Source organism: Brevibacillus choshinensis, assembly GCF_001420695.1.
In the GTDB taxonomy this organism is placed as follows: Bacteria; Bacillota; Bacilli; order Brevibacillales; family Brevibacillaceae; genus Brevibacillus; species Brevibacillus choshinensis.
The window spans coordinates 1,887,199-1,902,558 of sequence record NZ_LJJB01000007.1 but is presented as its reverse complement, the minus strand read 5'-3'; the positions used below and the strand labels follow the sequence as shown (position 1 = coordinate 1,902,558).

The 15,360-nt window shown below is 42.3% G+C and carries 15 protein-coding genes; 4 read left to right on the top strand and 11 right to left on the bottom strand.

Annotated features, from left to right (window positions below):
* Nucleotides 1-2 precede the first annotated feature (2 nt).
* Together AN963_RS08990 and AN963_RS08985 are read right to left on the bottom strand one after the other, a co-directional pair.
* Nucleotides 3-1,826 carry an ABC transporter substrate-binding protein gene (locus AN963_RS08990; RefSeq protein WP_055744143.1) on the bottom strand — a complete coding sequence of 608 codons (1,824 nt, stop codon included), beginning with the start codon at nucleotides 1,824-1,826 and terminating at the stop codon, nucleotides 3-5.
* Nucleotides 1,827-1,843: 17 nt separating this feature from the next.
* On the bottom strand, nucleotides 1,844-2,587 hold the full coding sequence (locus tag AN963_RS08985; RefSeq protein ID WP_201783724.1) for a PIG-L deacetylase family protein: 744 nt from the start codon (nucleotides 2,585-2,587) through the stop codon (nucleotides 1,844-1,846).
* Nucleotides 2,588-2,907: 320 nt separating this feature from the next.
* Between AN963_RS08985 and AN963_RS08980 the strand changes: the two genes are divergently transcribed.
* Complete coding sequence (locus AN963_RS08980; protein WP_055744142.1) at nucleotides 2,908-3,189, top strand: metal-sensing transcriptional repressor; 282 nt, start codon at nucleotides 2,908-2,910, stop codon at nucleotides 3,187-3,189.
* 13 nt (nucleotides 3,190-3,202) lie between these two features.
* Nucleotides 3,203-4,579 carry an MATE family efflux transporter gene (locus AN963_RS08975; RefSeq protein WP_269084383.1) on the top strand — a complete coding sequence of 459 codons (1,377 nt, stop codon included), beginning with the start codon at nucleotides 3,203-3,205 and terminating at the stop codon, nucleotides 4,577-4,579.
* 117 nt (nucleotides 4,580-4,696) lie between these two features.
* On the opposite strand, the gene AN963_RS08970 is transcribed toward AN963_RS08975, so the two are convergent.
* From AN963_RS08970 to AN963_RS08945, 6 genes are all read right to left on the bottom strand, one after another.
* Nucleotides 4,697-5,020 (bottom strand): metal-sensitive transcriptional regulator, encoded by a 324-nt coding sequence (locus tag AN963_RS08970; protein WP_055744141.1) that lies wholly within the window; start codon nucleotides 5,018-5,020, stop codon nucleotides 4,697-4,699.
* 102 nt (nucleotides 5,021-5,122) lie between these two features.
* Nucleotides 5,123-5,329 carry a copper chaperone CopZ gene (gene copZ / locus AN963_RS08965; RefSeq protein ID WP_055744140.1) on the bottom strand — a complete coding sequence of 69 codons (207 nt, stop codon included), beginning with the start codon at nucleotides 5,327-5,329 and terminating at the stop codon, nucleotides 5,123-5,125.
* Nucleotides 5,330-5,498: 169 nt separating this feature from the next.
* Complete coding sequence (locus AN963_RS08960; protein WP_055744139.1) at nucleotides 5,499-6,515, bottom strand: ABC transporter ATP-binding protein; 1,017 nt, start codon at nucleotides 6,513-6,515, stop codon at nucleotides 5,499-5,501.
* A gap of 9 nt (nucleotides 6,516-6,524) precedes the next feature.
* Complete coding sequence (locus AN963_RS08955) at nucleotides 6,525-7,454, bottom strand: ABC transporter permease (protein WP_055744138.1); 930 nt, start codon at nucleotides 7,452-7,454, stop codon at nucleotides 6,525-6,527.
* The gene (locus AN963_RS08950) at nucleotides 7,454-8,395 is read right to left on the bottom strand and encodes an ABC transporter permease (protein ID WP_055744137.1); all 942 of its coding nucleotides are present in this window, start codon (nucleotides 8,393-8,395) and stop codon (nucleotides 7,454-7,456) included. The genes AN963_RS08955 and AN963_RS08950 overlap by 1 nt, the downstream gene beginning before the upstream one ends.
* Nucleotides 8,396-8,468: 73 nt before the next feature.
* Nucleotides 8,469-10,115: a peptide ABC transporter substrate-binding protein gene (locus tag AN963_RS08945; RefSeq protein ID WP_055744136.1), complete on the bottom strand. Its 1,647-nt coding sequence runs from the start codon at nucleotides 10,113-10,115 to the stop codon at nucleotides 8,469-8,471.
* 201 nt (nucleotides 10,116-10,316) lie between these two features.
* Between AN963_RS08945 and spoIIP the strand changes: the two genes are divergently transcribed.
* Entirely contained in the window at nucleotides 10,317-11,423 is a 1,107-nt protein-coding gene (spoIIP, locus tag AN963_RS08940; RefSeq protein ID WP_055744135.1) for a stage II sporulation protein P, read from the top strand.
* Between the two features lie 41 nt (nucleotides 11,424-11,464).
* Here the strand turns inward: spoIIP and AN963_RS08935 are convergent, their stop codons facing one another.
* The 3 genes from AN963_RS08935 to copZ (AN963_RS08930) all read right to left on the bottom strand — a co-directional run bounded on the left by AN963_RS08935 (nucleotide 11,465) and on the right by copZ (AN963_RS08930) (nucleotide 12,862).
* Nucleotides 11,465-12,091 carry an NAD(P)/FAD-dependent oxidoreductase gene (locus AN963_RS08935; RefSeq protein ID WP_055744134.1) on the bottom strand — a complete coding sequence of 209 codons (627 nt, stop codon included), beginning with the start codon at nucleotides 12,089-12,091 and terminating at the stop codon, nucleotides 11,465-11,467.
* Between the two features lie 35 nt (nucleotides 12,092-12,126).
* Nucleotides 12,127-12,564 carry a putative iron-sulfur cluster-binding metallochaperone gene (locus tag AN963_RS30205; protein WP_083496841.1) on the bottom strand — a complete coding sequence of 146 codons (438 nt, stop codon included), beginning with the start codon at nucleotides 12,562-12,564 and terminating at the stop codon, nucleotides 12,127-12,129.
* A gap of 94 nt (nucleotides 12,565-12,658) precedes the next feature.
* On the bottom strand, nucleotides 12,659-12,862 hold the full coding sequence (copZ, locus tag AN963_RS08930) for a copper chaperone CopZ (RefSeq protein WP_055744133.1): 204 nt from the start codon (nucleotides 12,860-12,862) through the stop codon (nucleotides 12,659-12,661).
* Nucleotides 12,863-13,541: 679 nt separating this feature from the next.
* Between copZ (AN963_RS08930) and AN963_RS08925 the strand changes: the two genes are divergently transcribed.
* Nucleotides 13,542-15,221, top strand: coding sequence for a multicopper oxidase family protein (locus AN963_RS08925; RefSeq protein ID WP_055744515.1), 1,680 nt, complete (start codon nucleotides 13,542-13,544; stop codon nucleotides 15,219-15,221).
* The last annotated feature ends 139 nt before the right edge of the window (nucleotides 15,222-15,360 follow it).

Genomic DNA, 15,360 nt, shown 5'->3' with positions numbered 1-15,360 from the left:
CTCTATAAATTCTTACCTTTGTTCTGAGTTTTTGTCCGTCTTAGCCAGTAACCCCCTCCGGCAATCACAACCAGAATAACGAGGAGTGTTACTAAGGCACTCGATCCTTTTCCAGTATTGGCGTTGGGCTGTTCTTGTCCTGTACCAATAGGTTTTGAAGGTTCGGACTGAGTGCTGTTCGTAACATCTGTCTTAGCTGACGCCGGTTGGTCTGCTGCTGCTTTTGTTGTATCGCTGGTAATGAAAGACAACTTGTTGATTATTCCTTTTCCGTCCTGGAATACCCACCCTCCATACTTACTAGAATTGAAGGCATTGGTAACCTCTTCATAATAAAGTGGCACGATTGGATTTTCTGCAGCAATTTGCTCTTGCATTTTGTTAATAAGTTGGCCTCGTTCTTCCGGCTTTTGCGTGACCTTCAATTGGTCAGCAAGTTTATCGAATTCCTTGCTCTTGAACGCCCCGATGTTTGTATTTCCGATTTCTAAATTGGAGTGGAACAGTTCGGTTATTCGTGCCGGAAACAACTGCATGGTTGATGACCATGACCAAATTGCCATGTCATAATTTCGCCCTTTTGTCACATCAAATTCAGGCCATACAAGAGAATCGACGGTAGTGGAGTCCATCGGCCGGACTTTTACATTCAGCCCGATACTCTTCATCCAATCTGAAATGATTTCTGCGGTTCGTATCCTTGTTGGACTATTCGAATAAACCAAGTTCACCAATTCCACTTTTTTCCCGTCGGGTGCTTCTCTCATCCCGTCGTTGTCGATGTCCTTATAACCCGCTTGTTCAAGTATTGATTTTGCCTTTTCAATATCTGTCTTGTGCATAACGGTCTTATTGTAATATGGGGAATCTGGATGGATAAATCCGGGGCTTCCCGTTGCTCCATAACCTAACAGGACTGTATCTACCAGATACTGTGGTTCAATTGCGAGACTGATAGCTTCACGCACCTTGACATCAGTGAGCGGGAACTTTTCCGAATTGAATTGAAGCATCGTTGTGGAAAAACCTGGTCCTCTCATTAATTTGATATTTTGGTTGTTCTCAAATTCCTTGGCCAGTTCCGGCGAAACCGAACGACTCACGGCATCCAACTGTCCTGCTTTCAATGCGGTAAACAATGCAGTTGGATCTTCAATAATGGGTAAAACCATGTTCTCGATTGGAGGCTTGCCTTTAAAATAATCCGGATTCGATTTGAATTTGTAATACTGCCCTTGTTTATACTCTTCAAGAAGGTATGGGCCGCTTCCTAGATGTTCAGTAGATTGATCGGGATTGGAAATAGTGCCCCAAATATGTTTTGGAAGAATGGGCAGATCTGCGAGAGGTTGGATAAAAAAGTCAGGTTCAGGTTGATTGAGCTCCATGATAACCGTTGCAGCATCGGGGGTCTGAATACTTTTGATTGCTTTTACTGGTTTGGTAAAGCGGGATTTATTGTGGGTAACCAGATACTCGTAAGTAAATTTGACATCCTCCGAGGTCAACGGTTTCCCGTCTTGCCATTTTACATTGTCATGCAAGATAAACTTGTACTGTTTTCCGTCATCGCTAACAGAAAAGTCTTTTACCAACCAGGGAAGCGGTTTGTTGCTTTCATCAAGCACAAACAGCGTATCGTAAATCAGATTCACAAGGTCAAGCCCTGGTGAGCCAGTGACATACGTGTAAGGGTTTAGCCAGTTTTCGTCCTTGCTGATCCCCAGTTTCAGCTCTTTAACAGGTTCCGCACTGTAGGCGGGTACCGCAACGGTACAGAGTAGAACAATCAGCAAAATCAAGATGGGAATCCGTTTTGGCTTCATGGGGTACTCTCCTTCCGTTAATCAATAAGCTCTTTCAGATGGAAATTACCTTCTCGTTTGTATGCTTCCGCAAGGACAAAATGCCCATGTGTCGCCAGTCCATGATAAACGTGAATGGCTTGGTCGAGGACTTTGTGCATCGCCCTGCCCTTCTCGTAATCATTGGATAATGTCGAGAAGCCTGGAACGATTGCTTCAATTGCCTTTAGCTCGATAGCTTCTTCAAAATGCCGGCCGCTGAATTCCATTTGGCTATGTAGTACATCCATAGCTCGATTTTTTTGTTCCCAAACAGGAGAAATGTCAACGACACAATTTGGATGGTGCGGGGTCATGTAGTAGATTGTAGGAATGGGGTGGGGATTAAGTCCCGGCATTTCATCCAATGCAAAGTCCCTGCTGGCCAACGCGATGCTTTCCAGAATTAATACCATTGCTTGTCTGCGATCTGGATCCAAGTCGTGGAAAGAATGCTCGGGATCCTGCGTGATTATGATATCAGGTTTTACCTCCCGAATGATCCGCACTAGTTTTTTCTTGGACTCCGGACTTACATCTACATACCCGTATTGAAAACCAGGAAAATACATATTCACACCCAGAACTTCTGCCGCATGAGTAATTTGGGGGCGTGACTTTTCACTGGACAGCATGATGGAAGCGTATGATTCCCCCCCATTTTTCACGTTAATAGCAAGAGCTCCTCCACATTCGACAACCTCCATGCCGTACACACCCAGTAGTAACATTTTTTTGCCCAATTGAATTCCTCCCTCTCTACATATGGATATTCACAATTCAGTATTGATACAATTTTCTGAACTTTTATATACTATACCCCACTGACCTATATTTATCAATAAGAATTACATATTTTCTCTAACAAGCTACATGTAACAGTCTGTGAGCTAATTGCTATCGATTTAAGTGCTTTTATAGAACAATGAACAAGGTTTCTTGAAGATCTGACTATACCCATACGCGGTATTCATGATTTATTTCTCTCTTTTGTTCGGCTTGACACTATCCCCCCCCGAGGGGTTAGGATGGTGTCAAATGAATCAAGAGGAGTTCGGATACTATGGAACATCACGACCATGAACACAAACATCGAAAACAAATTGTAAATCGATTGGCACGAATCGAAGGTCATTTGCGGTCCGTTAAGGAAATGACGGCAGGGGGACGTGACTGTTCAGAGGTTTTACTGCAAATTGCCGCAGTACAAAAAGCATTGGATAAAGCTGCGAAATTGCTCCTCAAAGACCACCTTGAGAGTTGTGTAGTTGACGCAGTGCTTCATGGCAATCAGGAGAAAGTGCTGGAGGATTTAAATAAGGCTTTAGATAATTACATCCGATAAGGGAGTGAAAACCTTGTCAAACTTAGTATCGGTAGGTGATACCAGCAATAAAGAGAAAATGAAAGTTATTTTAGCCTTGGCAGTGCCAGCCATGATTGAAAACATGCTTCAAACGATCGTCGGTTTTGTAGATACCTTATTTGTTTCCAATCTCGGTCTTGGCGAAGTAGCTGCTGTTGGTGTAACAAATGCCATATTAGCCGTTTATCTTGCCGTTTTTTTAGCAATGGGTGTCGGTACTTCAGCTCTTATTGCCAAGAATGTGGGCGCAGGAAATTTCGCAAAAGCAAAGTCCATCGCAAGGCAATCGACTTTGCTTTCTGCTCTCTTGGGCATTCTTTTTGGCCTGATTACCTTTTTCTTTGCGGAGCCATTGTTGAGATTGATGGGAGCAGAAGCAAGTATATTAGCTGATGGGGTTATCTATTTTCGGATCGTGGCAGTTCCCTCCATATTCATTTCATTAATGACGATATTTGGAAGTATTTTGCGTGCCTCAGGTGATACAAAAACTCCGATGAAAGTGGGCATTTGGGTCAACCTCATCCATATCGTCCTGGACTATGTGCTGATCTTCGGTTTTATTGGAATAAACGGATTTGGGATTGCCGGGGCTGCTTGGGCTACTGTCATCGCTAGAATTATCGGAACATTAGCGCTTTATCATAAAATCCAAAAATCAAATCTCTCTATTTCCTGGCGGAATGGTGGATCAAGAGAATTTTTATTACCTCTTTTACAAATTTCATTTCCTGCTGCGATTGAAAGGTTAATCATGAGGTTCGGTCAGGTACTTTATTTTGGACTGATTGTCCGAATTGGAGCGGATGTTTATGCGGCCCATACGATTGCAGGCAACATTGAGGTATTTTCTTATATGCCTGGTTATGGTTTAGCTGTTGCAGCAACAACATTGGTAGGGCAAAATTTAGGGGCAAATCGGCGCAAGGACGCTTACCGTTATGGAATTCTAACAACCGGTATAGCTGTCATATTCATGTCATTTGTAGGGGTTCTGCTTTTCTTCCTCTCCCCCATTGCGGCATCTTGGTTTACTGATCAAGCTGAAGTAATTCAAATGGTAACGACTGCACTCCGGATCGACGCTTTCGCTCAACCGTTTCTAGCTGAAGGATTGGTTGTTGCGGGTGCCCTGCAGGGAGCTGGCGACACCAAAAGTCCAATGTACAGTACAGCAATAGGCATGTGGCTAATCAGGGTTGTCGGGGTTTATGTCTTGTCCATCCACTACGGGTTGGGAATTGCCGGAGTTTGGTTGTCAATTGCTGTTGACCTTTTTGTCCGCGCTGTATTCCTATATCTTCTCTTTAAGCGGAAGATGCGATTAGATGATCACGTACATGATTCAAGCAAAAACCTATCGGTATAGCGCATACATCAATTACAAACACGAAACCGACAGCCCTTGCCTTTGTGCAAGGTTGCCGGTTTTCTAGGCTCAAAATGTCTTGTTCCGCCCAAGAAAAAAAGCTTCGTACAGAAGCCTTTATTTCATAAGTTTATTCATCGTCGTTAAGATCTCGTCAATAACTGCGTGATCACCTTCTTGAATTCGTTCAATAACACATGACTTCATATGTCCTTCCAGAAGAATTTTGCCAACTGAATTTAGAGCGGATTGAATGGAAGCAATTTGGTTAAGGACTTCATCGCAATATGCATCCTTTTCAATCATGCCTTTTATACCGCGTACTTGACCTTCAATTCGATTTAATCTGGACTGAAGATTTTGCTTCGTCTTCTCAGAATGATGACTCGTTCGTTCAGATGTATGGCAGGACTGACCGATATTCGCTTCGATTGATGACATGTATGTTCCTCCTCAAAATTCACGATCTATTACTAGTATCCCCTATTCTGCCGAGTAGGCTATTCGTCGATCGGCGTATACCCTACTCGACCATGGCAAGCCCTATACTACATCATAACCTTGCTCTTCGATTGTCTCTTTAATCGTGCCAACACTGATTTTGGAATCATCATACGTGACAAATACGTGATTCGCTGAGAGTTCTACTTTAGCCGAATGAATACCGTCTAGCTTACCCAATGATCCTTCGATTGCGTTCACACAATGTTGGCAAGACATGCCCGCCACCTCCATTGTAATTGCTTGCATGAGTCATTCTCCTTTCAAGAGCCAAGGTGGGATGATTTTTTAATTTGAATATTCAAATTATTGTACATTCTACTTAGATACACGAAAAAAGTTAGATACAATATGAATGTTAGCATACCCCCCCTGCGTATTCAAGAGTTTTGTAAAAAGACTTGGTGAAGGAGCCTTTTTATTGTTCCGTTGCAGTTCTCTCGTATGTCCATGAGACTTTAGGAGCTCGATCATCCTGCAACCAACATGAAGTTTTATGGTCTGTAGAGAGACTATATTCAGATGGCTTCGTGGATTCACATATTTCCATGGTATACGGACATCGAGGAGCAAATGTGCACCCGATAGGGGGATTGAGCAAGTCAGCAGGTGTACCAATGATTGATTTGAGCGTCCCTCCTTTTTTAGCATCCATTCTTGGAAGCGACTCTAATAACCCCCAGGTATACGGATGTTGTGGCCTGGTAAAGATGCCCTCGACAGTTCCGCTTTCTACAATTTCTCCTGCATACATGACGATGACACGCTGCGCAACATTTGCAACAACACCTAGGTCATGGGTGATCAGTAATATGGACATATCCCGTTTATTCTGTAAATCCTTCAGCAAGTCAAGAATTTGCGATTGTACCGTTACATCCAATGCTGTCGTAGGCTCGTCGGCGATTAACAAATCAGGCTGCAATGCCAACGCCATTGCTATGAGAACTCGTTGTCTCATACCCCCACTGAATTGATGGGGATATTGTTTTGCTCTCGCTTCTGGACTTGGAATTCCCACGATCTGTAATAATTCAATTGCCTTCTGAAAAGCTTTTTTTGCAGATACTCCAAGATGGACGACAAAAGCTTCGGCCACTTGTTCTCCAACTGTCATGGTAGGATTCAACGAAGTCATCGGGTCTTGGAATATCATTCCGATTTTGGATCCTCTAATTTCTTTCATTTGTTTCTCTGAAAGCGATAATAAATCCTTCCCTTCCATGAGGATGTAACCTGAAGTTGTGGCATTGAGTTTCGGCAAAAGGCCAAGAATACTTTGAGCAGTGGCACTTTTTCCGCACCCTGATTCTCCCACAATGGCGACTACCTCCTTTCTCCCAACATGAAAGGAAACATCCCTGATTGCCTGCACTATTCCGTATTTAGTATGAAAACTTACTCGCAACTGAGTGACGTCAAGCAAATTGCTCATTTCCATCCCCTACTTTCGATGTCGTGGATCCAAAGCGTCTCGCAAACCATCCCCCAATACGTTAAATGCAAACATCGTCAAGGAAATCAACATAGCCGGAAAGAGAATACGCCAGGGTTGACCTGTCAAAATGCCAACCAATCCATCAGACGTCATTGTCCCCCAACTGGCTAAGGGCACAGGAACCCCCAACCCCAAAAAGCTAAGCGTGGCCTCAGAGAATATCGCTCCCGGAATTGTGAGAGTCATCGCTACAGTGATTGGCCCTATCGTATTTGGAATTAAGTGCTTGAACAAAATACGCGGAAAGCTAGAACCGAGAGCTTTCGCTGCAATGACATATTCCATCTCTTTCAGCTGCAAGACTTGACCTCGAACCAGACGGGCCATCCCAATCCACCCTGTAGCTGTCATCGCAAGAATGATCGTTAATAACCCCGGTTTCAGAACAACCATAAGCAGGATGGTTACGAGAAGATGAGGAAGGCTGTACAACATATCTGCAATTCTCATCATCACTTCTTCTGTTTTTCCGCCTGCATACCCGGCAATCGCTCCGTAGATTACTCCTATCAATAAGTCGATTAAGGCTGCAGTGATTCCAATAAATAGCGAAATTCTTGCGCCAACCCATGTCCGTGCGAATATGTCCCTTCCTAAATCATCAGTACCAAACCAATGCTGCAGATCCGGTGGCATATCCGTATCCAATAGACTTTGTTCTGAGTAGGAATACGGGATTAAATATGGTCCGATTGCTGCCATCAAGATTAACGAAATGATGATGATCATGCCTGCCATTGCCAGCTTATTTTTCAGCAGCTTTTCCCTTGCCTCTTGAAAAGAGGACCGGCTCGTGCCGAGAAGTGGTTCTTGACGAATGACTTGATCCCTTCGTTCTACAAATTGAAATTGTTTGTCCGACATAGTTGGCTGCATCAGGATTTCCTCCCTGTCACTCTAATGCGAGGATCAATGAATCCATAAGCGATGTCAACAATGAAAACAAGCAATACCAGGATGGAACTGAAAAAGACAGCTGTCCCTAGAATAACCGGATAGTCACGGTCTACAATACTGGACACAAAGTATTTTCCCAAGCCCGGTATGCCAAAAATTTGCTCAATAACAAAGCTTCCTGTGAGGATACCTGCTGAAATAGGACCTAACACTGTAATCACAGGGAGGATAGCGTTACGTAAAACATGTTTTAAAATTAATCGTTTACCAAAGACACCTTTGGCGATTGCTGTTTTTAAGTAGTCCTGCTCCAATACTTCCAGCACGCTTGATCGCATCAATCGTGCAATGTACGCTAAAGGAGTCATTGCCAGTGCAAAAGATGGCAGGATTGTATGTTCCCAACTCCCCCAACTCGCTACAGGAAAAATTCGCCACGTCACGGCAAAATAATGAATAAGAAGTGTAGCTAGAATGAAACTGGGGACGGAAATACCGATTACTGCCAGTACCATTGAGAGGTAATCAATGAGACCATTTTGCTTCAGTGCCGCAATGATTCCTAATGTGATTCCTAATGTGATCCCGAAAATGACCGCGATCAAAATAGCCTGAATCCCCAACCTTGCTGATACTGGGAAACCATCCCAAATAATATCAATTACTTCCCGGGTCTCCGATTTTAATGAAGGGCCAAAATCAAGTGTGAAGATGCCTTTCATGTATTGGAGGTACTGTATAAAAAGAGGTTTGTCCAATCCGTAGTATGCATACAAGTTTTTTAGAACTGTATCTGGGATACGCTGTTCGCTCGTAAATGGATCGCCTGGGATGGCATGCATGAGGAAAAACGTCAACGTCGTGATGGTCAACAATGTCAGGATAATACCCAAAATTCGTCTAACGATAAAAACAAGCATCTACATCCCTCCTCTGCCATTACTGATGGGAAGGGGTGATATTCTCGTCCCCTTCCTCATCGTGTTGCTATTCCTATTCCACGAATGCTTCCCTCAAATCCAATGCTGAAACGGCAAACCGATAAACGTTCTTTACCCGCTCATTTTCTAAAATGACTAGCTTGTCGTAATAAAGCGGATTGATAGCCATATCATTCATGAGAACTTTTTCAGCCTCGATCATCGCTTGGGCCCTTTTTGCCGGATCAGTTTCCTGAAATGCTGCTTTCACGAACTTATCGTATTCTGGATTACTGTATTTGCTGTAGTTATAACCGTCTCCCGTAGTAAACTGTCCAAACAGATTGTATGAGTCATCATAGTCAGCCCCGGTACTGTATAAAGCAAACTGAAATTCACCTGCTTTCACGCTTTGCACAAATACCTTTCTCTCCATACTTTTGATTTCTACTTCAACACCCAGGTTACGTTTCCACATTTCTTGGAGAGCCTGAGAAATCTTACTGCGGAGATCATTATTATCTGTTAGAAAGGTAACTGTCGGAAGGGAAGCCTGATTCAACTCTTTCAAACCTTCCTCCAGTAATTTCTTAGCTTCTTCGACTGAATATCCTGTAAATTGATCCGTACCGGCTTGTGTACGGAAGTCCCCGTTCCCACTGGATAGACCTTCAGGAATTAATGCTGTCGCCGGAGTCTGTCCACCTTGCACTACTTTATCTACAAGCATCTTGCGATCGATCGCAGAGGCAAACGCTTTTCTTATCTTCTGGTTGGCAAAAAGGCTATCCTTATGGTTGTAGCGAACGTAAGCTGTCCTAGCCACAGGGACTGTTTTCGCTTTTCCTTCTGTCAATAATTTTGCTGTAGCGCTGGTAGGAGGGTAGGCAATATCCAATTCACCTGTTTGATACATCTGATATTCCGTATTCTGATCATTGACCATTTTCCATTCGATGCTCTGAAGTTTAACTGAATTCTTCGCCCAGTAATGGGGATTAGGCACCATAACAATTTCTTGATCGTGCTTCCACTCTTTCATCATGAAAGGACCGTTTGAAACGAAACTTGGAGCTTCTCCAGACCAGTTAGGATTACTCTCGTCGAGTTTTTTGTTAATAGGCAAGACGGAAAAGAAAGAAGTAAGTCTGAGGAAAAATGGTGTTGGGCGTTCTAATGTGACTTGGAGAGTTTGAGGATTTATGGCCATAATACCCAATGTGGTTGGATCCTTTATTTCACCTGCTAAATATTTGCTTCCATTCTTAATAAAGCTAAGATTATCGGCGAGTGGAGCTCCCGTATCAGGGCGCAATGCTTTTTCCCACGAGTAAACGAAATCCTCTGCTGTAACTGGCTCCCCGTTCGACCATTTAGCATCTTGCCTTAAATGAAAGGTATAAACCGTTTTATCATCAGAAACATCCCATTTCTCTGCGACCCCTGGCAATATTTCGCCATTTTTATCTACCCGTGCCAGACCTTCAAATAATTGATTGGCGATATCTCCTGCTGATTGATTGTCGATCAACGCAGGATTTAAGCTAGGAGGTTCAGTTTTTGCATTAATTTTTAATGTTTGTGTCGTAGTTTTTGTGTTCGAAGATGATTCCTTGTTTGGTGTATTCGTTTGTTGTTGTGGTACATTTGTGGATTGTGAACAAGCAGTAACAGTCAATAAGGATAATAATAGACTATACATGATAACCTTCTTTATCATTATAAAATCCCCCCTTTTTGTTATATACCATGCATGGGTATAGTATTATTCTAATACAAACAGCCACCCCTATGTCAAATGTTTTTGTTGAATTTTGCGAATATTCAATCCGACGCTCTCTCTATTTTTATACCAAAAATCCTATTCATTTTTGATAATCGGTGCATAGATTAATAGTGAACAGCAGGAAGGAGGAGAATTATGTTAGGTCTAAAACGGTACTGGTATCTCACGTCATTTCTGTTTGGTTTCTTTATGGCCTTCACTCTCTTTAGTTCAAGCAATGGAAGTGTCATTACGCTTCTCTCCCCCTTATTCCAACAAAATGAAACTACTGTAATAAACCGATTAGTCAATGGAGCACGTCTTTTTTTAATTGATGAGACAAATAAAAAAATAGCAAGCCACCTTGTAGAACTAAGTTCAGGTGTAAATACACAAGAACTAAATACACTTCTCAACAAAGAATTACCCGGAGCTCCTAAAGGTAATTGGGAAACCATCGTTGCTATTACACCGCAAAATCTTGAAAATCCAATTACTGAATTGAAGAAGGAAAAAATAGCTGAACCGCGCGCTACGACATTCAAACCCGAGAAAAATCCTATTAAACCAGAAAAAGTAACAAACAAGCAGATAACGAAGGCGACTACTGCAGCGTCACTTGATAACAACAAAAAGAAAGTATTTGTCTATCAAACGCACAATCGAGAATCGTGGCTTAGCATCACCTCCCCTACTAAATTAACGAAATCAGTGGAACATACAACTAAGAATATGACATTAATGGGAAGGAAATTGGCGGAGAAGCTTTCTGAAAAAGGCATTGGAACAATAATCAACACCGATGATTTTTATCAAAACCTACTTGATCATGGCAAGTCATATGTTGATTCTTACGAAGAGTCACTGAAAGCGATACAAGCTGCAAAAAAGAAAAACAAAAGTTTACGTTACTTTTTCGATCTTCATCGAGATGATAAACCACGCGAAAAAACAACTGTTACGATTAATGGCAAAGAATATGCAAGAATTTTTTTCGTAGTTGGTGCTTCCAGTAAGCATAGTGACAAAAATAGAGAGTTTGCGGAAGAACTCCAGAACATCATGGAAGGTATATACCCTGGCCTTTCCCGTGGAATCATCGATAAAGGCGAAGATGGTGGGGACGGAGAATACAATCAGTCTGTCTCGCCCAACAGTATTTTATTGGAGATTGGAGGCATAGAAAATTCAATTGATGAGGGGTACAATTCGGTTGAAGCTTTTTCTGAAGTATTTGAAGAGTATCTATCTACTGCACATTAATAGTAAGGGGGAAGTTAAGGTTATTTCCCCCTGTTTATTATTTAAGAAGACAACCCCAAATCTTTACGAATGTTCTCTATTCCATATCTCTCCACAAATTTGAAAAACTTCTCCCTCTTTTTCCCTTTTTCCTGATACAAAATAACAACGCTTTTTACAATCGGAGACAGATCTTCTTCCTTAACCTGATCTATCAACAATTCTGCCGTCTTTGCCTCCAATGTTTTGGTTTGGCCACCAAGGTAAATTTCAAACGTTTCCTTTCGTTTAACGATTCCGATATCTTTGACAAGAGGTTCACCACATGCATTTGGGCAACCCGTATAGCCTACTCGCATTGTAAAAGGTACTGTCATCCCTACAATAGAATCGTTCAGGTTTCTTGCTGCTAACAGCCCCTCTTCTTCAGCTCCTTTACAAAAAGTGCAAACAGACAAGTTTTTCACTACAGAACCCGTTTCGTACACGCATAACCCTTTGTCACGTAACGCCTTTTTAGCCTCTTCAGACTTTTCTTCGTTCATCTCAACGATTAATTGTTGAAAGGTAGTAAGTTCAATTTGCGCATCATCACCGACAATTTGTCCAATTGCAATCATATCTTTTGGAGTAAAAACAGTTCCTCCTACTCGAATTTCAGGACTGACAGCAAATGTTACACGATTCATGGATATTTCCTCCCCCGACCACAAAATGAAATCCCTTATTTCTTGCCCATTTGTTGAACCACAAGCGATACGTTCCCTAAGCAACATGCCCCTTGAGGATTATTTACTTCATAACTACAACGATTCTCTTTAATCTGTTCACGAATAAAATCAATAGGGTTGGCTGTTACTACTGAGATCAAACTTGCTCTCGACAATCCAAAACAGTAACAAACTGGCACTTCTGATCCGGTATCCTTTTGGAATACAGGCACTTTAAGATCTTGGGTACGAAATGTGTTCAATTCACAGTAATACACCACTTCACAATGGGAGGATAAACAAAAAGAATAATTCAGTTTGGGATGTAACTTTGCTAGCGATACTGAGGATTTCAATGTGATTACCTTTACACCCTTACCACTTTGATAGCATGATGGACACAATGTTCCTGGAGAATCTGTTTCAATGGTGATGTGACAACAATTTGCCATATCATGTCCAACTCTATTTTTAAAACATTCTGAAATCTATCACTTCAAAGAAAAGCTACGATTTTTAACCGCAGCCTTTCTCACATAAACTACCTTAGACGACATCGTATCCCTGATCTTCGATTGTTTCCTTTACTTTATCAAGAGAAACAACGGATTCATCAAAGGTAACGCTAACCTGATTATCCTCAAGGGAAACTTTTGCTGTGCTAACACCTTCAAGTTTATTAAGAGCCCCTTCAATGGAGTTTACGCAGTGGTTGCAGGACATTCCTTGAACGTTTAGTGTAATAGACATTTTTCTCTCTCCTTTTTAATGGATTAATTTTAATCTTGGATTACAGTCTGCTTCATTAGCCTGGAACGCGTATCTAATCTTCAAACGCTTGAGACGCAGCGCATTAAGAACAACAGATACAGAACTAAATGGCATTGCAGCCCCTGCAACCCAAGGTGCCAATAAATCTATAGCAGCAACCGGGATTCCGATTTTTCCAATGCGTAATTTACTTTTACCTGCTTGACACCTTCCAACTTGCCTTACCCTTTTTCAATTCGAATCGCACGGGATGCACAGGCGATCCCCTCGATCTTCAGGCTTGCACTGTTTTCATTCGCCTCTTTGACCATGGTTGTGTTGTTGATTAGGCCGACATCTCCAAGAAAATCCAGACCTCTTTCTAATCACATATTACTATACCCCTGTAGGGTATTCAATACCTAAATTTTTTTATATCTTTTCTTTTGTTACCTACCTATGGTTTTACTTTTCCTTCGCTTTAAGGACTTTTCCTTCCCCGAGTACTTTGACACATTTACCACATGGGATCCATCTCTTGTACATTCTTGCCTTGCATTAAATCTACGTATACCCACAGGTAGTTCCTCAGTCCATCTCCATCTTTTCTTCACAATCGTATGCTATTCTTCACCTAGAAGTCGTAAAGGAGGATTCAAAAATGACCAACAAGAAACGAATGAAAAAGTGGATGGCACTTCCGATCGTTTTAACGGGTGTTTTAGTGTTGTCTGCTTGTTCGAATAATACCCAAAATAATATGCAAGGCCATGATATGTCAAAAATGGGCTCTATGAGTTCTGAAAATACTGAACAGCCCAAGCAAATGTCTGCCTCTGCAGATTCAGCATTTGAAGTTCTTACAGGCAACACTTTTACGCTAACAGCAAAAGAAAGTATGCTGCATCTTGATGACAACACCATGAAAACAGCCTGGACCTATAACGGAACCGTGCCTGGTCCGCAGTTGCGCGTCAAACAAGGTGAAACGATAAAGGTTTTTTTGAACAACGAACTGCCAGAGCCCGTTACGATTCACTGGCATGGATTGCCTGTTCCAAACAATATGGACGGAATACCAGGTGTAACGCAAAACGCAGTTAAACCGAGAGAGAGTTTCACGTATCAATTTAAGGTGGATGTACCGGGGACTTACTGGTATCACTCGCACCAAAACAGCGTTGACCAAGTTGACAAAGGTCTGTATGGATCAATTGTAGTAGAGCCTAAGAATGCCGAACCAGTTGACAAAGACTTCACGCTTGTCTTGGATGAATGGATGCAAGATGATAGCATGGCCGATATGCACGGTGGTGGTGGAACAGGAACGGATAATAATGCTAGTAACTCCAGTCACTCAAATATGAATATGAATAACATGAACCACGGAAGCAGTACTACTAACTCTAGCACGGATATGAGCAGCATGAACCACGGAACTAGCACTAACAACACCAGTACGGACATGAGCAATATGAGCGATGCCGAAATGATGCCGCTGATGTACAAGATCTTTTCTGCAAACGGGAAGACAGGTTCTGCCATACAACCTCTAAAAGTAAAAGAGGGAGAAAAAGTGAGAATCCGTCTGGTAAACGCGGGCTACCTCTCTCACAAAATACATTTGCCTGGCCATGATTTTAAGATCGTTTCAACAGATGGTCAACCGATTAACAACCCACCTTTGGTTAACGGGCAATTGCTGAACATCGCTCCGGGTGAGCGTTATGATATCGAGTTTGTCGCAAATAACCCTGGCAAGTGGTTGCTGGATGAACACAGTACGAATCCGGGAGCAAAATCTCTAGCAGTTCCAATCGTCTATGAAGGTTCTGAGAATGCTTCTCCGAAATCGGATACGGGTGAACTGCCCCTGGTGGATATCACAAAATACGGTGAAGCCGCAAAAGGTAACTTCTCTCTGGATGATAAATATGACATTGAGTATGCGATGGATTTAAATACGAATATGAGCAACGGAAAGATGGCCTTCACGATCAATGGTAAGACGTTCCCGGACACACCTCCTCTCAACGTGAAAGAAGGTGACTTGGTGAAAGTCAAAATGGTAAACAACTCTCCAAAGGACATTCACCCAATGCATCTGCATGGTCACTTCTTCCAGGTATTGAGTAAAAACGGGAAACCTATTTCCGGTTCTCCGTTGGTGAAAGATACGCTTAACATTCTCCCCGGAGAGGAATATGTCGTTGCCTTCAAGGCTGACAATCCAGGGAACTGGATGTTCCACTGTCATGATCTGGGGCATGCTTCGCAGGGTATGATGAGCGAAGTGAAATACGAAGGTTTCAAACCTGACTTTACCATCGATCCAAGCGTGAATAATATGCCAGAGTAACAGAATGAGAAAAGGGTAGGAACAATCGTTCCTACCCTTTTTTTACTTGTTTGAAGTGGAATAAGAGCTATTCGTCAAAGTCACTAGCTCTTTTTCAATAGTACTCTCTTTACGGAGCCGGATATGGAGGAAAACCACG